Raw genomic sequence first — 22,176 nt, 5'->3', positions numbered from 1 at the left:
AACCGAGTCGGGTGAACGGGCGATGGCTGAAGGCAATCCCATACGCAGGCTGGCGGCAATTCTGGTCGCGGATGTCGTAGGATATTCCAGGTTGGTGAAGGTCGACGAGGAAGGAACCGTCGCCATCATCCGCAGGCTGACCAGACATGTCATCGACCCTGTCGCCCGCCGCCACTCGGGACGGATCGTGAAAACGATGGGTGACGGTTTTCTGTTAGAATTCGCAAGCGCGCTGGAGGCGGTGCGGGCGGCGATTGAGATCAGCGGCACAATTGACGAAACTCAGACCAAAGACCCTGCCTTTAGCGGTCTGACCCTGAGAATGGGCGTCCATGTCGGCGACATTCTGGCCACCCCGCATGACCTGATGGGGGATGGCGTAAACATCGCCGCACGGATCGAAACACTGGCCCGGCCCGGCGAAATCTGGATCTCTGCGGACACCCACAGCCAGGTTCGCGGCAAACTGGACGTGGAGTTCGAAAATCTCGGTCAACACCAGGCCAAGAACATGCCCGAGCCGCTGCATGTGTTTCGCGTCGCCGGCGGCGGCGGCAACACAATCAACGCCTCTCCGTCCCATGAGCCATCCAGCGATTTGGTCGTGGTGGTGCCCCTTGCCTTTGTGGGGGCGGACCCCGAGGGGCATTCCCTTGCCGAAAGCATCACCAAGGACATCACCACCGGGCTGGCCCGATTTCGCGATCTGCGGGTGATATCGCCTGGTTCCTCTTTCCAATATCGCGATCAGAATGCCTCGGTCCGGCAAATCGCGCAGGACCTGAACGCCGCCCTGGCCATTGAAGGAAATCTTCGCAAATCCGGTGACCGCCTCCGGCTGGATGTCAGCCTTGTGGATGCGACTACCGGAGAATGCCTGTGGTCGGACCGGTTCGACCAGCAGGGGGACGATCTGTTCAAAGCTCAGGACGACCTTGTCAGCAGCGCCGTTCAAATTCTCGCGAGCCGGATCGACAAGACCCTTCGAAATCGCGTGTTGCAAGGCGCAGATACGGAAAAGTCCGGATCAACCCCGGACCTGATCCAGCGGGCACGGGCAGTTATTCTGGACACACCCGAGGCGCTGGAAAAATGCCGAAAGCTGTATGAAAGGGCGGTGGCGCAGGATCCGCGATCAGCATTGGCGCTGGCCGGTCTCGCCGGTACATACTCGATGGAATGGACCAGCACCTGGTCCACGTCACGGCATGACACGCTCGACAAAGCCCTCGACCTGTTGCGCCGCGCCGCCATCCTCGACGATCAAAGCAGCGAAATTCAACGCAGGCTGGGCGTGCTTCACGTTTTCCGCGGCGAACCGGAACAGGCGGAATCTCATCTTGACCGGGCGCTGCGGCTCAACCCGAACGACGCTGCCGCGATGGCCTATAAGGGGCTGCATCTTGTGTATCGGGGCAAACCGCAAGAGGCGCTGGCCGAGTTGGACCGCGCGACGCGCTGCAACCCGTTTCACCCGACCTATTTCCTGTGGTTTGCGGGCCTTGCCCATTTCATGTCGGACGAGTTTGAAGAAGCCATTCCCAAATTGACCCGCGCCGTCGAACTTTATCCCGGTTTCGTGACGCCGCACCGCCATCTGGCCGCGTGCTATGCCAGGATGGGTGAATGGAACAAAGCCGATTTCGAGCGCAGGGCGGTCTTGTCGTTGGAACCCGGTTTCACGATTTCCGGAATCGCTCAGACATTTCAGTATGTCGATCCGGCAGACAAGGCGAGATATTGCGAGGCTCTCAAGCTTGCGGGCCTGCCCGAGTGACGCCTGAACCCCACGGAAAACAAAAAAAAGGCGGGTCAATCGACCCGCCTTTCGCGACTGCACCGAATAGGGAGGAGAGGGTGCAATTTCGCGATCGTACTTACTTGGCTGCCGAAGCTTTCTTGGCAGCAGCGGTCACCTCGTTGGTGGCCTTCTTGACGGCGGCGGTGGCATCTTCGGTGATGTCCTTGCCAGCAGCCATCAGCAGCTCGACGGTTTCGGTCTGAACCTTCTTGGCGATTTCAGCGAAGGCGGCCATGTTTTCGGCTGCGACTTCGGCCGAGGCGCTTGCGAAATCGGTTGCTGCCTTTGCATAGTCGGCCGGCTCTGCCTTGGCTTTCGACATCTCGGTCAGCTTGGCCAGGGTTTCCTTGGTCCACTTGTTCGAGATCTCGGCCGATTTCTCGGCTGCTTCCAGAGCAACGCCCGACAGCTTTTCGTTCAGGCTTGCGGTCGATTTGAACGCATCTTCCATCGCTTTGGTGTCAACCGGGAATGCGCCCATCATGTCTTTCATGATCGCGGTAAAGTCTTGGGTCTTTGCCATTGTCCTAATCCTCTTTTGCTGTCCGGGCCCACCCCGGTGTTCATCAGCTTGAGAGGAATATGCTTTCTGCATTGCAGCATTTCAAGCTTTTTCTTGCTGCAATGCAGAAAAAATTAAGTTTCAAAATGAAATCAACCGCTTGCCTTTGCAACGACATAGGTCCCCGGTGCGGCAGCCAGACGCGGGTGATCCGAATCGCCGGTATCACGCGCCGGAACCTGCTTGCCCGACCGCTTTTTCAGCCAGGCCTCCCACATCGGCCACCAGGATCCTTCGTGAAACTTGGCCCCCTGCATCCAGTCATCAGCGCCAGCCTTCATGTCGGGGTTGGTGTAATGGCCGTATTTCTTCTTGGTCGGCGGGTTGACAATGCCGGCGATATGCCCCGACTCCGAAACCACGAATGTCTTCGAGCGCGACCCCATCTTCTGCACGCCACGATAGCAATCCTTCCATGCGGCGATGTGGTCGGTCTCGCAGGTGATCGCCATCAGCGGCACATCCACATCCTGTACATGCAGTTTGTGCCCCATCAGTTCGAACCCGTCCGTGACGAACTCGTTCTTCTGACACAGCCCACGCAGATATTGCATCGCCATCTTGCCCGGCAGGTTGGCCCCGTCGCCGTTCCAATAGAGCAGATCGAACGCCGGCGGGGTTTCCCCCATCATGTAGCTGCGGATCGCCGGGGTATAGATCAGGTCGTTTGAACGCAGATAGGAAAAGGTACGCGCCATGATCCAGGATCGCAGAACGCCGTCCTTGTCCACCTGTTCCTCGATCCCGTCGATGAAGTCGTTTTGCAGGAAGGGTGTGAACTCTCCCTGATCCGCGAAATCGGTGAGCGCGGTAAAGAAGGTGGCCGATTTCACCGACGTGTCGCCCCGCTGTTTCATCAGCGACAGGGTCAGGCTCAGCGTGGTGCCTGCAATGCAATAGCCCACCGCGTTGACCTGCTCGACCTTGCAGATCTTCTTGACCTCGTCGATCGCGGTCAGGAACCCGTCCTGGATGTAATCTTCCATCCCGACATCTGCAAAACTTTCGTCGGGGTTCACCCAGCTGACCACAAACAGCGTATAGCCCTGTTCGGTGATCCACTTGATCAGGCTGTTCTGTGCCTTGAGGTCAAGGATATAGAATTTGTTGATCCAGGGCGGGAACAGCACGATGGGGGTTTCGTGAACCGTATCGGTGACCGGCTTGTACTGGATCAGTTCCATCATACGGTTGCGATAGACCACATCGCCCGGCGTGGTGGCGATATTGCCGCCGATCTCGAACGCGCTTTCGTCCGCCAGCCGCACGACGAATTCGCCCTTGTTGGCCTCAAGGTCCGCAACCAGATTCTCCAGCCCCCTGATCAGTGACTGCCCCTCGGTCTCGACCGCCTTTTCCAGTGCATCGGGATTGGTCGCCAGGAAATTCGTCGGCGCCATCATGTCGATGATCTGCTGCGAGAAATAGTTCAGACGGCGGCGGTCCTTGTCGTCGATGTCATCGACGGATGCGACCGCCTGCGCAAGCGCCTCGGCATTGGTCTGGTACTGCTGGCGGATCAGTCGGAAATAGGGGTTGGTTTCCCACAGGGGGTTGGAAAATCGCCGGTCCCTGGGGCCGTCTTCCTCCGGCGCATCGCCCCCCGTCGCCATTGCCTGCTGCGCCGCGGCGAAGTTCATTACCGATTTGCCCCAGTATTCGATCTGTTGTTCCAGCAACTTGGCGGGATTTTGCCAAGCTTCGGCCCAATAGGCCGTTGCTGCTTTTGCAAAAAGCTCTTGATTCGGGCCATCCAGCGCAGGGGTATGCGGTTTTTTCTCGGCCATGATTTCGACAAGGCGCTTGGACAGCTCTTCGACCTTGGTCATGTTTTCTTTAAGCTGTTCAATATGTTCGCCGCTCAATTCAGGCGTCTTGTCGTCTGTAGTTGTCATTTTAAGGAATTCCCCCTAACCTCGCTGCTATGCAGAATAACGTCGTAAACTGCGGGGAGCAAAGCGACGAATGGTCCGAACTCTCACAATGGGACTCAGGAGGCCCATTCCATGCGTTACATGATGACCTACGACCTGATGGAAACGGTCCGAAACACCAACCAGTGGCTTGGTGCGACGGCAAATTCCATGGCTTCCTATCCATTTTTCAGCATGTTTCCAAACCCCGCTTTCAACTGGATGGCAGCCTGGGGCGAGGTAACCGAGCGCACGTTTCAGCGCATGGTTGTCAAGCCCGACTGGGGCATCCGGACATTCACCTGCGAGGACGGCAAGGACCATCTGGTCGAAATCACCCCGGTCGTCGAACACCCCTTTGGCGATCTGCTCCATTTCCGTGTCAATGGGCGCAAGGAACAGCCCCACAAGGTTCTGCTGGTTGCGCCCATGTCGGGGCACTATGCCACGCTCCTGCGCTCGACGGTCAAAAGTCTGCTGGTCAATTGCGAAGTCTATATCACTGACTGGCACAACGCCCGCGACATCCCGGTTTCGGCGGGCAAGTTCGATATCGAGGATTACACGCTGTACCTCGTTGATTTTATGCGCGAACTTGGCCCCGACACCCATGTGATCGCGGTCTGTCAGCCTGCGCCTCTGACACTCGCCGCAACGGCTTACCTGGCCGAGCTAGAACCCAAGGCGCAGCCCAGCACCCTGACCCTGATCGGCGGCCCGGTTGACCCGGACGCGACCCCGACCGAAGTGACCGATTTCGGCCGCCGCGTGACCATGGGGCAACTGGAAGAAACGATGATCCAGCGCGTCGGCTTTAAATACAAGGGCGTCGGCCGCATGGTCTATCCCGGGCTGCTGCAGCTTGCCTCGTTCATGTCGATGAACGCCGAGCGCCACTCCAAGGCGTTTTCGGATCAGATCCACCGGGTGGTGCGCGAAGAGGCGTCGGATCACGACGCGCACAACCGGTTCTATGACGAATATCTCGCCGTCATGGACATGCCCGCCGAATTCTACCTGTCCACGGTCGAACGGGTGTTCAAAAACCGCGAGATCGCGCGCAACGAATTCGTTGTCGGCGGTCACCGTGTGGACCTGAGCAAAATCACCGATGTCGCGATCATGACCGTCGAGGGCGCCAATGACGACATCTCGGCTCCCGGTCAGTGTATTGCCGCGCTGGATTTGAGCACCGGCATCCCCGCCAGCAAGAAAGCCAGCCATGTGGAACCCGGCGCGGGACACTATGGCATTTTCGCGGGGCGCAGCTGGCGCGACAATATCCGTCCGCTGGTTATTGAATTCATGAAAGAAAATCTGCGGAGCCCCTCCCCCCGAAAGGCCGCGAACAAGAACACGGCCGCCTGACCGATGGCCCCGGCCGACCGCACCCTCGCCTTTTCCTGCGACTGCGGCGGCCTGACGGGACACATTACTGCTCGGGGCGTTCGCCATGGCACGCATGTGGTTTGTTTTTGCCATGATTGCCGTGCGGCGCAGCTCTATTTCGGTCAGCCGGACCCTGCGCCGGGGCCGGTCGAGATTCTGCAGACCACTCCCGAAGATATAGAGATCACAGCTGGTGCCGAGCACCTGGCTCTGATGCAGCTCAGCCCCCGCGGCATGCTGCGCTGGTACGCCGGATGCTGCAACGCGCCGCTTGCCACCACGTCACGGACGCCGAAATTTCCCTTTGCCGGATTTATCGTTCATCGCCTTGCAGATCCGGGTCGGCTGGGTCCGGTCACTACACGCGGGTTCGTTTCGCAACCAAATGGCAAACAGTCGCATGAAAAGCTCCGTTATGCGGCCATCGGGTTGCTGACCCGCGTGATCGCCTCCAGACTTTCAGGCCGGTGGCGCAAGACACCGTTTTTCAACATCGCGACCGGACAGCCGGTGGCCGAACCCACTGTGCTGAGCAAGGCAGAGCGCGCCGCCCTCTATCCCTGATCCGGTCGGTTCAGCCATCCCTCCATGGCCCGCGTCACCGCATCCGGTGTCTCCATCGCCGGCAGATGGCCCGCGTCGTCTATGATCGTCAGTTCGGCGTTGGGAACCAGCTCCGCCATCACCCTGTGCCGTTTAACCGGCGTCAGCCCGTCATGCGCGCCGCACAGGATCAGCGTCGGCACCCTGATCTTGCACAGCGTGCCCTGCTGATCGGGGCGCCGCTGCAAGACCCGCATCTGGCGCACGAAAACCTCCGGCCCCAGATCCATCGCCATGCGGAGGAACCGGTCCAGCACTTCCATCCGCTGCGGGCCCGGGGCCAGAAAATCGGGCCGGATCGCCTCGCGCAGCGCATCCTCCAGCAATCCCGCCTTGGCGCGCACCATCAGCGGCTCGCGCGCCGCCGCGATCTGCGGCGTATCGGCCAGCGCATCGGTATCCATCAGGCACAGGCGCGCCACCCGGTCGGGGGCCCGGCGCATGATCTCCATCGCCACGATGCCGCCCATGCTCAGCCCCGTCAGCGCAAACCGTTGCGGCAGCTGATCCAGCAGGCCCGAGGCGATTTCCTCAACCCGCTCTCCCTGCGTGATCGGCGCAACCATGACCGCCCGTCCGCGCGAAAAATACCGCAGCTGATCCTGAAACAGCCGCGCGTCGCACATCATTCCCGGCAACAGAACCAAGGGCTCGATCATTTCCGGCCTCCTCACCAGCACCCCACAAATCGCACAATGAGACCTCGCCCGCTACCGGGCAAGCGGAACGTTACGGATATCGAATGCCGCGAAACGCCGGAAAATCCGCATAGCGCGCGCGCCGCGCCTCTATTGGTTCCGCCGGCTCCGCCTCCGGCGCCAGCAGCCGCCCGCGCGGCACGATATAGCTGTCGATCCGGCGCAGCGGGCTGGGCCGCCAGACCAGATTGAAGGCGCAAAGCTTGGGAAAGAACCAAATCTCGGAATAGTCCAGATGATCATGCATCCACCACGCCAAGTCGCGCCAGTCGCGCCCCTGCGCATAGCGGTCGGCAAACCACGGGATCACAACCGACGCCCCGGCGATGCGCTCATCGCCGCTGCCGCGATCCCAGATATGGCATTCCAGCGGATGATCGTTGCGCGCACAGTTGAGCCTGTTCTCATTGCCGAACCGGTTCAGCGCGGGCGACCGATAGCCCGACCGAACCGCAACCCGGCCAAAGGTCTCCTCCAGAGGGTCCATCAGGGCTTCGCAAAAGGCCCGGCCCGTCTCGATGGCCAGATCGGGATTGTCGGGAATGTTCTGCCGCTCATGAAAATTTCCGATTTCAGAATACAGAAAATCCCGCATGAAGAAATGCCGCGACAGGCGCACGCGGCCCAAGGTTTCGAGACTCCACATGCTGCCGGGTCTGCGCATCACGGCACCCGGCACCGGTTTGCGCTCGGCTTCATCATTCGATCCCCTGCTGCGCCAGCCAGTCGAGGATGCCGCTAACCGCTGCCTCTGTCTGGCCGGGCGACACCAGATCTCCGGCAATCACATGCGACGAGGGGTCGTCTTCTTCCCCCACCGTCACCAGATGCTCGGTCGCCGCCCCGCCCCAGCGACCGGCAATCTCATGGGTCCTGTCGGGCCGCACCACCTGATCGTCGGGCGAATACCAGAACAGCGCGGGGATCGACACGCCCGAGAAATCCAGCGCCACCACGGCCTTGACCAGCGCCGACATCGGCACCACCGCCTCCCAGGAATAGCGCGTGGTCCAATAGGTGTTGATCTCGGGGTCGGGATCAGGCTCACCCCGCTCGCCGCCCATCACCAGCGGCAGCCAGATGCGCGCGCCGGGCAGCGTCGGCGCCCAGGCGGCGCGTTCGTTCACCCCGAAATTCGGCGAGACAAAGACCATCGCGGCAACGCCTTCGCCCAGTTCCGCATCCACCGCCGCGGCCGCCGCCAGCGCACCCCCGGTCGAGGTCGAGATCACCACCACCTGCTCGCCCACTGCCCGCGCGGCCGCCAGCGCCTCGGCGGTGTCCCGCATCCAACCCGACGCGGTTGCCTCGGCCATTGCGGCACTGCCGCGGCCATGGCCCTGCAGCCGGGTAAAGACAAGATTGGCCCCCAATGCCTCGGCCACCCGGTCGGGCACCGGGCGGATTTCCTCGGACGTGGCCGAAAATCCGTGAATATACAGAACCGAATAAGGCGTGCGCTGCTCCTCCGCGCCCGGTTGCCAGATCACCCGCTTTTCGACTCCAGGCGTGATGTCATCAAACCGCGCCTCGACGCTTTCGAAATAAACCTGCACCCCCTCACCGAACCGCCGCGGATCAAAGCGCGGGGCCAGTTCGACCTCCTCATAGGGTCCGAACCACCACAGCAGCCCCGCCGCCGCCAGCAGCGCCAGCAGGAAACGTCCGAGAACTTTGCCGAACACCCGCATCACATGGCTCCCATCACGTCCAGAACCGCCGCTTCAATCAGGCCCAGGCACGGCCCGTCCGAAAACCGGTGATCGGCATCCTTGACCAGCAGCAGACGCATGTCGTCACAGGTCGCGTGTTCCAAAAGCCGGATCGCCGTATCCACCGTCACCGCCGTATCTGCCGTGCCCTGCAGGCACCGTACCGGAAACGGCAGGTTCAGCGTTTCACGCAACACCAGCCGGTCACGCCCATCCTCGATCATCCGCCGGGTCACCACATAAGGTTCCATGTAATCCGACGGCAGCTCCACCCGTCCGGTTTCTGCAATCGCCGCCCGCTGTGCCTCGGAAAACGACGCCCACCACCCGTCCTCGGTGAAATCCGGCGCCGCCGCGATCGTGACCAATCCCGCGATCCGCTCCGGCACGGTCCGCGCCAGCAACAGCGCCTGCCAGCCCCCCATGGACGAGCCGACCACGATCAGCGGCCCCTCGGTCAGCGACGAAACCGCCACCACCGTATCCTCGTGCCAGTCGCCGATGCAGCCATCGGTGAACTGCCCCGAGCTTTCGCCATGTCCGGAATAGTCGAACCGCAGAAACCCCTGCCCGCGCGCCTGCGCCCAGGCCTCAAGATGAACGGCCTTGGTACCCTCCATATCCGACTTGAGGCCGCCCAGAAAAACAACGGTCGGACCAGCACCTTCGCTCTTGTGATAGGCCAACCGCCGTCCCTGCGGTGTTTCCAGAAAATCCGTCGCTGCCATGAAACCCTCTTTCCTTTTGCAGCATCATGCACGCCCCGCCCTCAAGTGCAATTCCAGGATCCCTCTTCATCTGGCCCAAAATATCCCCAGGGTGCGCGAGGGGCTGGCCCCTCGCTCCTGCCCTTGACACAAGCGCAACCACCTGCCACATGAGCCCGGCATCATAACCCGCAACCGGGCGTTCAGTGGGCGCCAAACCGACGAGGAGTGCCAATATGGCCCTGGATACACAATCCGTCTCCCTTACCTTTCCCGATGGCAATGCACGATCCTATGACGCAGGCGTAACGCCCGCTCAGGTGGCGGCCGATATTTCGACCTCGCTGGCGAAAAAGGCCATCTCGGCCACGGTAAACGGCCGGCACTGGGACCTGCAATGGCCCATCGAGGCCGATGCCGACATCGCCATCCACACCATGAAGGACGAGGCGCAGGCCAACGAACTGATCCGCCACGACCTGGCGCATGTGATGGCGCGCGCGGTGCAGGAGATCTGGCCCGCCACCAAGGTCACCATCGGCCCGGTGATCGAAAACGGCTGGTATTATGATTTCGACCGCGCCGAACCCTTCACCCCCGAAGATCTCGGCCTGATCGAAAAAAAGATGAAGGAAATCATCAACAAGCGTGATCCGGTCACAACCGAGGTCTGGGATCGTGAGCGCGCGGTTGAGTTCTACAAGGCCAATAACGAGCCCTACAAGGTCGAACTGATCGAGGCCATTCCGGGCGACGAGCCGCTGCGCATGTACTGGCACGGCCACTGGCAGGACCTGTGCCGCGGCCCGCACCTGCAGCATACCGGCCAGCTGCCGGGCGACGCGTTCAAGCTGATGTCCATCGCGGGCGCCTATTGGCGCGGCGACAGCAGCCGCGCCATGCTGCAACGTATCTACGGAGTCGCTTTCACCGGCAAAGAAAAGCTCAAGGCACACCTGCACATGCTGGAAGAGGCCGCCAAGCGCGACCACCGCAAGCTGGGCCGCGAGATGGACCTGTTCCACATGCAGGAAGAGGCGCCGGGCCAGATCTTTTGGCACCCCAACGGCTGGACCATCTACACCCAGCTGCAGGATTACATGCGCCGCCAGCAGCGCCGCGGCGGCTATGTCGAGGTGAACACGCCGCAGGTCGTCGACCGCAAGCTGTGGGAGCGTTCGGGCCACTGGGACAAGTATCAGGAAAACATGTTCATCGTCGAAGTGGACGAGGAGCATGCCCGCGAAAAGGCCGTCAACGCGCTCAAGCCGATGAACTGCCCCTGCCATGTCGAAATCTTCAAACAGGGCCTGAAATCCTATCGCGACCTGCCGCTGCGCATGGCGGAATTCGGCTCGTGCAACCGCTATGAACCTTCGGGCGCGCTGCATGGCATCATGCGGGTGCGCGGCTTTACACAGGACGATGCGCATATCTTCTCGACCGAAGAGCAGATCGAGGCGGAAACTGCCGAGTTCATCCGTTTCCTCAGCGTGATCTACAAGGATCTGGGCTTCGAGAACTTCTCGGTGAAATTCTCTGACCGCCCGGAAACCCGCGCCGGATCGGACGAGGTCTGGGACAAGGCCGAAGCCGCGCTTCTGTCCGCGACCCGCGCCGCCGGGATCGAACCGGAACTGAACCCGGGCGAAGGTGCGTTCTATGGTCCGAAACTGGAATTCGTGCTGACCGACGCCATCGGTCGCGACTGGCAGTGCGGTACCTTCCAGGTGGATTTCGTGCTGCCCGAACGGCTGGACGCTACATATATTGGCGCCGACGGCGGCAAGCACCGCCCCGTCATGCTGCACCGCGCGACGCTGGGATCGTTCGAGCGTTTCATCGGCATCCTGATCGAAGAGCACGCCGGCAAGCTGCCCTTCTGGCTGGCCCCGCGCCAGGTCGTCGTCGCCTCGATTACCTCCGAGGCGGATGACTACGTGCACGAGGTCGTGGCCGGGCTGCAAAAAGCGGGCGTGCGCGCCGAGGCGGATACCCGCAACGAAAAGATCAACTACAAGGTCCGCGAACATTCGGTGGGCAAGGTGCCGGTGATTTTGGCCGTCGGTCACCGCGAAGTCGAAGAGCGCACCGTCTCGGTCCGCCGTCTTGGCGAAAAACAGACCAGCGTTCAGCCGCTCACGGATGTAACAAAAGAGCTGGCCCGCGCCGCGACACCGCCGGATTTGCTGTAACAATCCCTGCCATTCCGGCCCCCATTGCGGGGCCGGAATGAAACAGAAATAAACTTTATCATTTAAAACCAATAAATTAACCTCTATGAGGGCATGACACTCCCTGACGGGGTTGTGAGACACGTGGTCGTGAATTCAACTGTGCGGCCCAAGCCACTACCTTTGTCAGTGTCACAAACAAACTTACCTGGTCATCAAGAGGATTATCGAGATGTCGAACACCGCAAAAACCCTTGTCATCGCCAGCGCCGTCGCCGCCGCAATCTCCGGCGCCGCCACCACCGCGAGTGCGCAGGCCAAAGAAAAGTGCTATGGCGTGTCGCTGGCCGGTCAGAACGACTGCGCCGCGGGCCCCGGCACCACCTGCGCCGGAACTTCGACTGTGGACTATCAGGGCAACGCCTGGACTCTGGTTGACGCCGGCACCTGCGAAGGCATCGACCTGCCCGCACAAGCCGACGGCAGCGCCCGCAAAGGCTCGCTGGAAGCACTTGACCGCGACCTTCCTGCATAAGCCGAACCGGAATAAAGGGGGCGGGTATTGCACAAATACCCGCCCTTTTCCTATCAGACAGGAGACGGGTAGATGTTGGATGATGCGCTAAGGTCGAACCGCCTGCCAGCAGGCCCCGGCGTGGGCTACAAGCCGCAGCATTTCGCCCAGATCCTCGACGCGGCCGACCCCGTGGCCTGGCTGGAAATCCATGCCGAAAACTACATGGGCGACGGCGGCCGCCCACTGGCGCAATTGCGCCATCTCTCCGAACGCTTCCCGATCTCGGTTCACGGTGTCGGCCTGTCCATCGGCGGCGAAGGCCCGCTGGACCCCGATCACCTGGCCCGCCTGAAACATCTGCTGGGCTGGCTGAACCCGGCCAGCTTTTCCGAACATCTGGCCTGGTCAACCCATGACAGCCATTTCCTGAACGATCTGCTGCCGCTGCCCTATACCGACGCCACGCTGGCGCGGGTGTGCGACCACATCGATCAGGTGCAGGAGGTGGTCGGGCGCAAGATGCTGCTGGAAAATCCCTCCAGCTATCTGGCCTTTGACGAAAGCACCTGGTCCGAGCCCGATTTCCTGCGTGAGATTTCCCGCCGCACCGGCTGCGGTCTGCTGCTGGACGTCAACAACGTCTTTGTCTCGGCCACCAATCTCGACTTTTCACCGCAGGGTTACATTGACGCCTACCCGCTTGAGAAAGTGGGCGAAATTCACCTCGGCGGCCACGATGAAGATCACGACGATCACGGCAAGCCTTTGCTGATCGACAGCCACGGGCGCGAGGTGGTCGATCCGGTCTGGGCGCTGCTCGACCACGTGCTGGACCGCTCGGGCCCCAAACCCGTGCTGATCGAATGGGACACCGACGTTCCCGACTGGCCGGTTTTGCGGGCCGAGGCCGTGCGGGCGCAGGCCGCGCTCGAACGGATACCCGCATGACGGTGTCGCAGACCACCTTTCGCCACGCCCTGCTCGACGCGGAGCAGCCGGTTCCTGTCGGGCTGAGCGACGCTCACAAGCAACCCGCAGGCCGCCGTTTCAGCGTCTATCGCAACAATGTGGCGGTGTCGCTGACCGAGGCGATGCATCAGGCGTTTCCCGTGGTCGCCAAGCTGCTGGGACCGCAGAACATGGACGGGCTGGCAGGGATCTTTCTGCGCCGGCACCCGCCCGACTCGCCGCTGATGATGCATTACGGCGGAGAATTCCCCGATTTCCTCGCCGGCATGGAGCAACTGTCGCATCTCGGCTATCTGCCGGATGTGGCGCGGCTGGAACTGGCGCTGCGCCGCTCATATCACGCCGCCGACAGTGTGCCGATTGCGCCCGAGGCGCTGGCCGTCGACCCCGAGGATCTGCTTGCCGCACGGCTGGGATTTGCACCCTCGATGATCCTTTTTCGCTCGCCCTGGCCGGTCCATGCGATCTGGCGCTTCAACACCGAAGACGGTGCTCCCAAACCCGAACCCGGCGCGCAGGACATCCTGATCACGCGCGCCGAATTCGATCCGGCCCCGCACCTGCTGCCGCCGGGAGGCGGCGACTGGATCGAGGCGGTTCAGGCCGGGCAAACCATCGGCGAGGCCCATGAACACGCCCTGTCAAAGGCCGTGGACTGCGATCTGGGCGCCACACTGACCCTGATGTTGCAGGGCAACGCACTCACTTCCCTGACTATCGAAAGGCTCACACGATGACTGCTGCACTGATTACCCTTCACAACAGTGTCTCTGGAAAGCTCGACCGCGCGTCGGACCTTCTGACGCCGACACTGGCGCGGATCGTATTTGCGGCAGTCCTGCTGTTCTATTACTGGAACTCCGCAATGCTCAAAATCGACGGCTCGATCTTTTCGCCGTCCGCCGGCGCCTTTGGCCAGATCTTCCCAAAGGCCGCCGAGGCGGTTCTGTATGACGTCACTCAGATGACCTTTTTTCAGCGCCTGGTGATCTTCGCCGGCACGGTCGCCGAATTCGTCCTACCAGCGCTGATCGTGCTGGGTCTGCTGACCCGCCTGTCGGCGATCGGCATGATCGGCTTCATCTGGGTGCAGACCATCGTTGACGTGACCGGCCACGGCGTCAAACTCGGCAGCCTGTTCGACAACACGGTGACCCTGGTCGATCAGCGCACCATGTGGACTTTCCTGCTGTTGGTACTGGTGATCAAGGGGGCCGGGCCGATCTCGCTCGACCGTCTGCTGCGGCTGCCCTGATTTCAGAAATGCGCCTTGGGCTCGTCCGGTTTCCCGGCGGCGAGCCCAAGCACCCCGGCCAGACCGGCAAATGCGATCGGGAACATGGTGAAGGCATTGAAACCAAAAGCGTGATACATGCCCGCCGCCGACAACAGCAACAACACCCCGCCCCACAACGCCCTGGCCCGCGCCATCGCACCGCCCGCGATGGCCAGCATCGGCGACAGGATCGAAACGGTCCGGATCAGGGGCGCGTTCTGCACCTGCTCGGCCACGCCCTCGATCTCGCCGAAATGGTCGATCAACGCGACGTAGCCATAGCCGAAGAACCCGACGATCATCCCGGTCAGCCCGGCAATGACACCCAGCACCAAGGCGGCGTTTCGCATATTAACTCTCCAGTTGCGTAAGTCCGCAGATAGTCAGCCGATCAGGCAACGCCAAGGGCGGCGCGGGTTTTATCCGTCCAGCCCAGATACAACGCCCCATCCTTTTCGATCAGCGGGCGTTTCATCAGCGCCGGATGCTCGGCCAGCAGTTCTGCGGGCGGTTTTGCACGCTCGGCCTCGTCCAATCCCCGCCAGGTCGTGGACCGGGTGTTAAGCAAAACATCGCCGAACGCCGCAAGCGCCTGTGTCATGATTTCCACAGGTACACCATCCGAGCGGACATCGACAAACTCCGCTTCTGAAAGTGATTTCAATGCCTTACGGCAAGTATCACAGGTCTTGAGACCGTATAAGCGCATAGTTCCCCCTGCTATTGGGTCTGCTTAAAAAATAGACAATCTGGATCGAGCCAGAGCGTTGTTCTTGATTTTTTACAATGCCATGCAATGGTACAAAAGGTGAAACCTGCCTTTTTCGCCGGTTTGTTCCTGCAAACCGGGCAGATAAGGGTGGGTGGACCAACTTCGCCTCAAATTCCGGGGCAACGACAAAGTAGAAGGAGACACGGGAAATGCCAACTGGCACCGTGAAGTGGTTTAATACTACCAAAGGCTATGGATTTATTGCGCCCGATGAAGGGGGCAAAGATGTGTTTGTTCATATCTCGGCCGTTGAACGATCTGGTCTGACAGGGCTCGCTGACAATCAGAAAGTCTCGTACGAGCTTCAGGATGGCCGCGACGGCCGGCAGATGGCTGCTGATTTGAAAGCGCTGTAATGGCCCACCGCGCCATTTCGGCGCGCTAAATCAAGGGCAACGGCTGAATTGACGGCCGTTGACCAATCCCAAAAAACCGCAATCTTCCGGACAGGCCAAACCCCTGTGCCCGGAAGGGTTTGCGGCTGCCCATTCGCCTCGGCATAAACCCCGGCAATATGATAGCAAACTTGGCCGAATGATCTCACTTCCAACGGTACGCTGGCTATATCACGGCGCCATGAGCGGATCCCGGTGTCATAATCATTGTCGCGGTCCTTACTCTTACCTGTGCCTCATATACTCGTTTAAGAAGCACTTTGGCTCGACTGACCGCAGCAACCTTTTATTGATCAAACACCAGGAATCCAGATCCAAACCAGGAAAAAAAGTGTCGGCATCTTGAATCCGAATTTCGACTTCGGAAATCATCAACCTATCCGCCAATGGGATCATCTCTTCGTAAATCTGCGCTCCGCCGATGCCATAAATCCGATCGTACCCCATATCGGAAGCTGTCTGGACGGCCGCGGCCACCGAGGGAACCACAACCTCCGCAGCATCAGAACGCGAAGAGACAACTATATTCAGGCGCTTTGGTAGCGGCTTTCGTGGAAGGCTTTCCCAAGTGTTGCGCCCCATGATCAGCGCTCCACCAAGCGTTTCCCGCTGAAATGACTTCAAGTCCTCGGGAAGATTCCATGGGATCTCGCCGTTTCGGCCGATTGCTCCGTTTTCGGCACGCGCCACAATCAATGTTATCATCGCCTAGACCGCCACTGGCGCGCGGATCGCGGGTTCGGGATCATAGTCAACAATTTCAAAGTCCTCGTAGCGGAAATCAAAGATGGACGACACATCGCGCTTGATCCGGATCGCTGGCAGCGCCTTCGGCGTGCGAGTAAGCTGCAATTTCACCTGATCCATATGGTTGGAGTATATGTGGGCATCCCCGATGGTGTGCACAAAATCACCTGCTTCATAGCCGGTTACATGAGCGAGCATCACGAGAAGTAACGCATAGGAAGCAATGTTGAAGGGAACGCCTAGGAACATGTCGGCTGACCGTTGGTAGAGCTGAAGATGCAAGCGACCGTTCAAGACCCGAACTTGCCAGATTGTATGGCAAGGAGGGAGTGCCATGCGCGGAACATCTCCCGGATTCCACGCAGAGACAATAAGGCGGCGACTATCTGGCGTTGCCTTTATCGTTTCGATTAGCTGCGTGATCTGGTCAACCCCCCTCCCGACGTACAGGGGTTCACCATCCCTCATCTGCCCAGTTGGTTGAAGTGTGGGGAAAGCTCGCCATTGATGGCCATATACAGGACCAAGATCACCGTTTTCGTCAGCCCATTCGTCCCAAATCGTAACACCATTGTCGTTCAAATACTGGATATTGGTGTCGCCGGCCAAGAACCACAGAAGCTCGTGAATGATTGAGCGCAAGTGTAGCTTCTTGGTAGTTACCAAAGGAAAACCGTCCGCCAGCCGATAACGTGACTGCAAGCCGAATAACGAGATTGTACCCGTTCCCGTGCGGTCAGTTGATTCTTCACCACATTCTAGAATGGTGTTCAATGCATCGAGATACTGCTTCAATTTTGCCCTCGTCTTTCTTTCCTCAGCTTGGACGTCATCGGCCCGAAGCTAATATCATAGTGCAATCACATCGACGTTCACTCGGACCTACTCTCGGAGCAAAAGCCGTCGGCGCGGCACGTTATATCAAACAGAACCTAGCTGGCCCAACCATCCACGTTTGAGAAGATCTCTCAGTTCAATAATGGGAAAAAAGCCCCCCATCTTCTCGTAACTAATTGATCTCAATAAACCTCTCTCCAAATCTGGAAAGCCAGCGACACCCAAGACATTCCAGTACCATTGCGTATAGACATTGGCCGGCAGATCCATCCGCGCCAGCCCCGGCTGGCCGTCCCGACCGATCATTGCCTGGTAATTGTCATAGCACCGGGTGCTGTCGGCCTTGAGGATCTCCGGCACGCGCGCCGCCTGACGGATCGCCGCATTGTCGTCCATATAGTCGGTCACCCGGACAAATTCGTGATGCGGAACCGAATGCGCGGTGTAAAGGCGTTCTTCCATTCCCCGCGTGACCACCCGGCGTGTCGACAGCGGCTGCGCGCGCTGCGCCTCGATTTCGGACAGTTGCTCAGGGGACAGCCGCATCGAAGAGTCCTTTCGTGAAATGAGTCGTCTGCCACTATATATCGACATTGCGCACGTCGGAAAGGCAACATAATGTAATTACCCCCAAGAAATTCACCGCCCGGCCTTTTTGAATTTCCCCGTTTGGAACCCTCGACTAACCGGCAAGGCGCGCTAAGCTTGGTCCCGATGACTATCTGACAAAGGATGACCGCGATGGCGCTGACCTATCTGCACACCATGGTGCGCGTGAAGGACCTGGAAAAATCCATGGCTTTCTATGAGTTGCTGGGGCTGAAGGAAACCCGGCGATATGAGAACGAAAGCAGCCGCTTCACGCTGGTCTTCATGGCCCCGCCCGGACAGGAAGACGCCCCGATCGAACTGACCTATAACTGGGACGGCGACGACGCCCTGCCCAGCGACAGCCGCCATTTCGGACATCTGGCCTATGGGGTCGATGACATCTATGCCGCCTGCCAACGGCTGCAAGACGCCGGGATAACCATCAACCGGCCGCCTCGCGACGGGCGTATGGCCTTTGTCCGCTCGCCCGACAACATCTCGGTCGAGCTGCTGCAGAACGGCCACGCGCTGTCGCCCGCCGAGCCGTGGGCCAGCATGGAAAGCACGGGCCACTGGTGATCCGCTGGCTGGCGATACTGGGGCTTGCGGTGCTGGCGGCCCCCCTCCGGGCCGAGGATTGCCGCCTTGCGCTGGTGCTGGCCATCGACGTGTCGTCCTCGGTCAACGAGGCCGAGTACGCGCTGCAACGTAACGGCCTCGCCGCAGCCATGCTCGCGCCCGAGGTCGAACACGCGTTTTTCTCTGCTCCGTTGCCGGTGGCGCTGGCAGTCTATGAATGGAACGGCCGGTTCAATCAGCGCGTCGTGCTGGATTGGCGGATCATCCGCGGACCCGAAGATCTTTACGCCGTCTCCGCCAGTCTCGCGTCGACCACGCGGGCCGAGGGGATCTTTCCCACCGCGATGGGGCATGCGCTGAGCTTTGGCGCCGAAATGTTGCAGAAAGCGCCGCAATGCCTGCGCCAGACCATCGACGTGTCGGGCGACGGCATCAACAATGACGGCTACGGTCCGGCCGAGGCCTATCGCCACTTTCCCTTCCAGAATGTCGTGGTCAACGGGCTGGTCATCATGAGCGGCGCCTATGAGGCGGCCACGGAACTTATCCCGTTTTATCGCGAGAACGTGCTGAGGGGGTCGTCCGCATTCCTCGAGGTCGCCACCGGGTTCGAGGATTTCGAACGCGCCATGCGGCGCAAGCTTGAACGCGAATTATCGGGCCTGATCGTCAGCCAGGCCGATACCGGGGGGGCGGAGTGATCCTGCGCGCCGCGGCAACGGTTCTGTGCCTTCTGGCGGCGCAGGCCACGGCGCAATGCCGCCAGGCGCTGGCCCTTGGGCTGGATGTCTCCGGTTCGGTCGACAGCCGTGAATACCGCCTTCAGCTCGATGGCGTGGCGCAGGCCCTGCAACATCCCGACGTGACCCGGGCGCTGCTGTCACATCCGTCAGCCCCAGCGCGTCTGGCCATATTTGAATGGAGCGAGACCGGACATCAGCGGCTGCTGCTGGACTGGAGCGATATTCGCAGCGCCTCGGATCTGGCGCGGATCGCCGCCACCCTCTCTGCGACCCGACGCGCCCCGGCCCCCAGCGGCACGGCCGTCGGCTCGGCCATGCTGTACGGCGCGGATCTGCTGTCGCGGCAAAAGGCATGCTGGAAACGCACATTGGATCTGTCCGGCGACGGCAAGCACAATATCGGCCCGCACCCGCGCGAGGTGAAAGACAACCTTGCCGATGCAAATCTGACTATCAACGGTCTGGTCATCGGCGCCGACGACCCCGGTATCGACGACAAGCGGCTGTTGCAGGTCGGTGAACTGATCGCCTATTACAATGCCTGGGTCATTCTGGGGCCGGACGCATTTGTCGAATCCGCCCTGGGATTCGAGGATTTCGAGGCCGCCATGGCCCGCAAGCTCATGCGCGAACTGGAAAGCCCGTCCGTTGCGGCATTGCCGGGCGGTCAATAGATATACCGGATCTGATCAGTCCAGTAACGCTCGACCCGCCGCAGGGACGATGTGATGCCTTCGACCCCATCCGCACCAAGAACACCCCGGGATTGCAGCCCCTCGGCATGTCTCGCAAAAAGCTCCGATACGATGTCCCGGATATCGCGCCCCTTCTGCGTCAGCCGGACCCGGACCGAGCGCCGGTCGATCTCGCATCGCTGGTGGTGCATGTACCCCATCTCGACCAGCTTCTTGAGGTTATAGCTGACATTGCTGCCCTGGTAGTAGCCGCGGCTTTTCAATTCGCCTGCCGTCACCTCGTGATCGCCGATATTGAACAACAACAGCGCCTGCACGGCATTGATCTCCAAAACGCCCACCCGCTCGAACTCATCCTTGATCACATCCAGCAACAGACGGTGAAGCCGCTCGACCAGCGCCAGCGCTTCCAGATAGGCCCCCATGAAGCTTTTGTTTTCCGGTGCGGCAAACTTCCTTTCGATACTCATCCCGTTCTCCGACTCGCTATGCTGCGCAGACAGGATGCGCTTCAAAAGCCGAAGAATCGGTTAAGACGAAATTTCCCTATTTTTGAAAGGTTTGCGCGATGTCACCGATCAGATTGCCATATTTGTCGGGCACGTCCACCTGCCCCGTGACCCATTGGTACAGATCCTGATCGTTCTCGTGCAGCAGCGCGTCGTACAGGTCTAGCGCCGCGGCGTCCATCCTGTGCAGGTGGCGATCCGCATAGGCCGAAAGGATCAGATCCATTTCCTTGATGCCGCGCCGCATCGAGCGCATCTTCATCCGCCGGATGCGGTTTTCACGCGTTTCCGTCATCCGGTGCCCTCCGCCAGCAGACGCAGGCGCTTTTCCAGACGGGCGGCGCGTTCGGCGTTTTCCCGCATCGCACCACGCAGGGAACGCAATTCGGTCAGGATCGAGACCAGGTCCGCGTTGTCCCCGGCAAATTCGCCGGGCACGTCCGCGCCTTCGCCCTCACCGGTCAAAAGCCACTTGATCGAAACATTCAGCATGCCCGCCAACATCGACAGCCTGTTGGCCCGGGGTTCCGACATGTCGTCTTCCCACCCGGCAATCGTTGCCTTCTTGACGCCCAGCCGGCGCGCCAGCTGGGTTTGCGTCATGCCCGCCGCTTCACGGGCCCCGGCAACCCGGTCGCCAAAGGTCGCCGCATCCGGTCCGAACCAGTCATTGTCTTCGTTCATCGCGAGCTCCCTTGCCGTTTCCATATCGCTTGATCACAAATCGGGCGCACCCTATGACAGTCGGGCTCAACATACAAACCGAGGCTGCCCATGAGTTTCCTGTCTGCGACATTGTCGCGCGTCAAACCTTCGCCCACCATCGCGATGACGGCCAAAGCCGCCGAGCTGAAAGCCGCCGGGCGTGACGTGATCGGGCTGAGCGCGGGCGAGCCCGATTTCGACACACCGCAGAATATCAAGGACGCCGCCGTCGCTGCCATCGCGGCGGGCAAGACCAAATACACCGCCCCCGACGGCATCCCCGAGCTGAAACAGGCGGTCTGCGCCAAGATGAAACGTGATCACGGGCTCGACTACTCGCCCGCGCAGGTCTCGGTCGGGTCGGGGGGCAAACAGACGCTCTATAACGCTCTGATGGCGACGCTGAACGCCGGGGACGAGGTGATCATTCCCGCCCCCTACTGGGTCAGCTATCCGGATATGGTTCTTCTGGCAGGCGGCACGCCGGTGGTGGTCAGGACCAGACTGGAAAACCGCTTCAAACTGACCGCCGAACAGCTTGAGGCGGCGATCACGCCAAAAACCAAGTGGTTCATCTTCAACTCGCCCTCCAATCCGACCGGCGCGGGCTATTCGCATGACGAATTGAAGGCGCTGACCGAGGTACTGATGCGCCATCCCCATGTCTGGGTGATGAGTGACGACATGTATGAACATCTCGCCTATGACGGGTTCGAGTTCTGCACGCCGGTTCAGGTCGAACCGGGGCTTTACGGGCGCACGCTGACCTGCAACGGCGTCTCCAAGGCCTATGCCATGACCGGCTGGCGCATCGGTTATGCCGCCGGGCCGGACGAACTCATCGCCGCCATGCGCAAGGTGCAGTCGCAATCCACCTCGAACCCCTGTTCGGTCAGCCAGTGGGCGGCGGTCGAGGCGCTGAACGGCACCCAGGATTTCCTTGCCCCCAACAATGAAATCTTCAAACGCCGCCGCGATCTGGTGGTCTCGATGCTGTCCGCCATCGACGGCATCACCTGCCCGACGCCCGAAGGCGCGTTCTATGTCTACCCCTCGATCTCCGGGCTGATCGGCAAGACGACACCCAAGGGCACCCGGATCGACAGTGACGAGACCTTCGCCACCGCCCTGCTGGAAGAGGCCGACGTGGCGGTCGTTTTCGGCGCGGCCTTCGGCCTGTCGCCGAATTTCCGCGTCAGCTACGCCACTTCGGACGAGGCCCTGACCGAGGCCTGCACCCGTATCCAGCGCTTTTGCGCGTCCCTGACCTGACGGAATAAGC

General features: G+C 60.6%; 26 protein-coding genes and 1 pseudogene. 13 read left to right on the top strand and 14 right to left on the bottom strand.

Translation table 11 applies throughout. The features are described from left to right. Positions 1 to 22: 22 nt before the first annotated feature. Positions 23 to 1,777, top strand: coding sequence for an adenylate/guanylate cyclase domain-containing protein (locus ACR0AO_RS02815; protein WP_480599655.1), 1,755 nt, complete (start codon positions 23 to 25; stop codon positions 1,775 to 1,777). A 100-nt stretch (positions 1,778 to 1,877) separates the two neighbouring features. Here the strand turns inward: ACR0AO_RS02815 and ACR0AO_RS02810 are convergent, their stop codons facing one another. Together ACR0AO_RS02810 and ACR0AO_RS02805 are read right to left on the bottom strand one after the other, a co-directional pair. After that, the gene (locus ACR0AO_RS02810) at positions 1,878 to 2,324 is read right to left on the bottom strand and encodes a phasin family protein (RefSeq protein ID WP_480599651.1); all 447 of its coding nucleotides are present in this window, start codon (positions 2,322 to 2,324) and stop codon (positions 1,878 to 1,880) included. Between the two features lie 131 nt (positions 2,325 to 2,455). After that, on the bottom strand, positions 2,456 to 4,258 hold the full coding sequence (locus ACR0AO_RS02805; protein WP_480599649.1) for a PHA/PHB synthase family protein: 1,803 nt from the start codon (positions 4,256 to 4,258) through the stop codon (positions 2,456 to 2,458). 111 nt (positions 4,259 to 4,369) lie between these two features. Here ACR0AO_RS02805 and phaZ point away from each other — a divergent pair, with 111 nt between their 5' ends. Next, complete coding sequence (phaZ, locus tag ACR0AO_RS02800) at positions 4,370 to 5,644, top strand: polyhydroxyalkanoate depolymerase (protein ID WP_480599646.1); 1,275 nt, start codon at positions 4,370 to 4,372, stop codon at positions 5,642 to 5,644. Positions 5,645 to 5,647: 3 nt separating this feature from the next. After that, positions 5,648 to 6,229, top strand: coding sequence for a DUF6151 family protein (locus tag ACR0AO_RS02795; RefSeq protein WP_480599644.1), 582 nt, complete (start codon positions 5,648 to 5,650; stop codon positions 6,227 to 6,229). Here the strand turns inward: ACR0AO_RS02795 and ACR0AO_RS02790 are convergent. From ACR0AO_RS02790 to ACR0AO_RS02775, 4 genes are all read right to left on the bottom strand, one after another. Then, the gene (locus ACR0AO_RS02790; protein WP_480599642.1) at positions 6,220 to 6,927 is read right to left on the bottom strand and encodes an alpha/beta fold hydrolase; all 708 of its coding nucleotides are present in this window, start codon (positions 6,925 to 6,927) and stop codon (positions 6,220 to 6,222) included. The genes ACR0AO_RS02795 and ACR0AO_RS02790 overlap by 10 nt on opposite strands. Before the next feature lie 70 nt (positions 6,928 to 6,997). Then, complete coding sequence (locus tag ACR0AO_RS02785; protein ID WP_480600825.1) at positions 6,998 to 7,612, bottom strand: hypothetical protein; 615 nt, start codon at positions 7,610 to 7,612, stop codon at positions 6,998 to 7,000. 52 nt (positions 7,613 to 7,664) lie between these two features. Beyond that, positions 7,665 to 8,657, bottom strand: a complete 993-nt coding sequence (locus tag ACR0AO_RS02780) for an alpha/beta hydrolase (protein WP_480599640.1) — start codon at positions 8,655 to 8,657, stop codon at positions 7,665 to 7,667. Next, a complete protein-coding gene (locus ACR0AO_RS02775) occupies positions 8,657 to 9,406 on the bottom strand; it encodes an alpha/beta hydrolase (RefSeq protein ID WP_480599638.1) in 750 nt (249 codons plus the stop codon). Before ACR0AO_RS02775 ends, ACR0AO_RS02780 begins: the two co-directional genes overlap by 1 nt. A 215-nt stretch (positions 9,407 to 9,621) precedes the next feature. Here ACR0AO_RS02775 and thrS point away from each other — a divergent pair, with 215 nt between their 5' ends. From thrS to ACR0AO_RS02750, 5 genes are all read left to right on the top strand, one after another. Then, a complete protein-coding gene (thrS, locus tag ACR0AO_RS02770) occupies positions 9,622 to 11,580 on the top strand; it encodes a threonine--tRNA ligase (RefSeq protein ID WP_480599636.1) in 1,959 nt (652 codons plus the stop codon). 211 nt (positions 11,581 to 11,791) lie between these two features. Then, complete coding sequence (locus ACR0AO_RS02765; RefSeq protein ID WP_480599634.1) at positions 11,792 to 12,094, top strand: BufA1 family periplasmic bufferin-type metallophore; 303 nt, start codon at positions 11,792 to 11,794, stop codon at positions 12,092 to 12,094. A 72-nt stretch (positions 12,095 to 12,166) separates the two neighbouring features. Further along, positions 12,167 to 13,024, top strand: coding sequence for an MNIO family bufferin maturase (gene bufB / locus ACR0AO_RS02760; protein ID WP_480599632.1), 858 nt, complete (start codon positions 12,167 to 12,169; stop codon positions 13,022 to 13,024). Then, a complete protein-coding gene (locus ACR0AO_RS02755; protein ID WP_480599630.1) occupies positions 13,021 to 13,782 on the top strand; it encodes an HvfC/BufC family peptide modification chaperone in 762 nt (253 codons plus the stop codon). The genes bufB and ACR0AO_RS02755 overlap by 4 nt, the downstream gene beginning before the upstream one ends. Then, on the top strand, positions 13,779 to 14,300 hold the full coding sequence (locus ACR0AO_RS02750) for a DoxX family protein (protein ID WP_480599628.1): 522 nt from the start codon (positions 13,779 to 13,781) through the stop codon (positions 14,298 to 14,300). The genes ACR0AO_RS02755 and ACR0AO_RS02750 overlap by 4 nt, the downstream gene beginning before the upstream one ends. Positions 14,301 to 14,302: 2 nt before the next feature. On the opposite strand, the gene ACR0AO_RS02745 is transcribed toward ACR0AO_RS02750, so the two are convergent. Both ACR0AO_RS02745 and ACR0AO_RS02740 read right to left on the bottom strand, forming a co-directional pair. After that, on the bottom strand, positions 14,303 to 14,671 hold the full coding sequence (locus ACR0AO_RS02745; protein WP_480599626.1) for a hypothetical protein: 369 nt from the start codon (positions 14,669 to 14,671) through the stop codon (positions 14,303 to 14,305). A gap of 41 nt (positions 14,672 to 14,712) precedes the next feature. Next, the gene (locus ACR0AO_RS02740) at positions 14,713 to 15,030 is read right to left on the bottom strand and encodes an ArsC/Spx/MgsR family protein (protein ID WP_480599624.1); all 318 of its coding nucleotides are present in this window, start codon (positions 15,028 to 15,030) and stop codon (positions 14,713 to 14,715) included. Between the two features lie 212 nt (positions 15,031 to 15,242). On the opposite strand from ACR0AO_RS02740, the gene ACR0AO_RS02735 reads away from it, so the two are divergent. Beyond that, on the top strand, positions 15,243 to 15,449 hold the full coding sequence (locus ACR0AO_RS02735) for a cold-shock protein (RefSeq protein WP_480599622.1): 207 nt from the start codon (positions 15,243 to 15,245) through the stop codon (positions 15,447 to 15,449). Between the two features lie 264 nt (positions 15,450 to 15,713). On the opposite strand, the gene ACR0AO_RS02730 is transcribed toward ACR0AO_RS02735, so the two are convergent. The 3 genes and pseudogenes from ACR0AO_RS02730 to ACR0AO_RS02720 all read right to left on the bottom strand — a co-directional run. Next, entirely contained in the window at positions 15,714 to 16,193 is a 480-nt protein-coding gene (locus ACR0AO_RS02730) for a dihydrofolate reductase (RefSeq protein ID WP_480599620.1), read from the bottom strand. A gap of 3 nt (positions 16,194 to 16,196) precedes the next feature. Beyond that, a complete protein-coding gene (locus ACR0AO_RS02725) occupies positions 16,197 to 17,030 on the bottom strand; it encodes a thymidylate synthase (protein WP_480599618.1) in 834 nt (277 codons plus the stop codon). A gap of 267 nt (positions 17,031 to 17,297) precedes the next feature. Then, positions 17,298 to 17,618, bottom strand: a pseudogene (locus ACR0AO_RS02720) (hypothetical protein); the annotation flags it as partial. Positions 17,619 to 17,813: 195 nt separating this feature from the next. Between ACR0AO_RS02720 and ACR0AO_RS02715 the strand changes: the two are divergent. Genes ACR0AO_RS02715 through ACR0AO_RS02705 form a run of 3 tightly spaced genes read left to right on the top strand, consistent with a single transcriptional unit; the run spans position 17,814 to position 19,659 of the window. Further along, entirely contained in the window at positions 17,814 to 18,242 is a 429-nt protein-coding gene (locus ACR0AO_RS02715; protein WP_480599616.1) for a VOC family protein, read from the top strand. After that, the gene (locus ACR0AO_RS02710; RefSeq protein ID WP_480599614.1) at positions 18,239 to 18,943 is read left to right on the top strand and encodes a DUF1194 domain-containing protein; all 705 of its coding nucleotides are present in this window, start codon (positions 18,239 to 18,241) and stop codon (positions 18,941 to 18,943) included. Before ACR0AO_RS02715 ends, ACR0AO_RS02710 begins: the two co-directional genes overlap by 4 nt. After that, on the top strand, positions 18,940 to 19,659 hold the full coding sequence (locus ACR0AO_RS02705) for a DUF1194 domain-containing protein (protein ID WP_480599612.1): 720 nt from the start codon (positions 18,940 to 18,942) through the stop codon (positions 19,657 to 19,659). Before ACR0AO_RS02710 ends, ACR0AO_RS02705 begins: the two co-directional genes overlap by 4 nt. On the opposite strand, the gene ACR0AO_RS02700 is transcribed toward ACR0AO_RS02705, so the two are convergent. The 3 genes from ACR0AO_RS02700 to ACR0AO_RS02690 all read right to left on the bottom strand — a co-directional run bounded on the left by ACR0AO_RS02700 (position 19,653) and on the right by ACR0AO_RS02690 (position 20,873). Then, positions 19,653 to 20,150, bottom strand: coding sequence for a MarR family winged helix-turn-helix transcriptional regulator (locus ACR0AO_RS02700; protein WP_480599610.1), 498 nt, complete (start codon positions 20,148 to 20,150; stop codon positions 19,653 to 19,655). The genes ACR0AO_RS02705 and ACR0AO_RS02700 overlap by 7 nt on opposite strands. A gap of 76 nt (positions 20,151 to 20,226) precedes the next feature. Continuing rightward, positions 20,227 to 20,484, bottom strand: coding sequence for a succinate dehydrogenase assembly factor 2 (locus tag ACR0AO_RS02695; protein ID WP_480599608.1), 258 nt, complete (start codon positions 20,482 to 20,484; stop codon positions 20,227 to 20,229). Then, a complete protein-coding gene (locus tag ACR0AO_RS02690) occupies positions 20,481 to 20,873 on the bottom strand; it encodes a helix-turn-helix domain-containing protein (RefSeq protein ID WP_480599606.1) in 393 nt (130 codons plus the stop codon). Before ACR0AO_RS02690 ends, ACR0AO_RS02695 begins: the two co-directional genes overlap by 4 nt. 90 nt (positions 20,874 to 20,963) lie before the next feature. Here ACR0AO_RS02690 and ACR0AO_RS02685 point away from each other — a divergent pair, with 90 nt between their 5' ends. Next, the gene (locus ACR0AO_RS02685; RefSeq protein ID WP_480599604.1) at positions 20,964 to 22,166 is read left to right on the top strand and encodes a pyridoxal phosphate-dependent aminotransferase; all 1,203 of its coding nucleotides are present in this window, start codon (positions 20,964 to 20,966) and stop codon (positions 22,164 to 22,166) included. The last annotated feature ends 10 nt before the right edge of the window (positions 22,167 to 22,176 follow it).

The sequence above is a fragment of the Ruegeria sp. AF8 genome, from assembly GCF_056541825.1.
The sequence above is the reverse complement of the archived record's forward strand: the minus strand, read 5'-3'. Positions and strand labels throughout refer to the sequence as shown.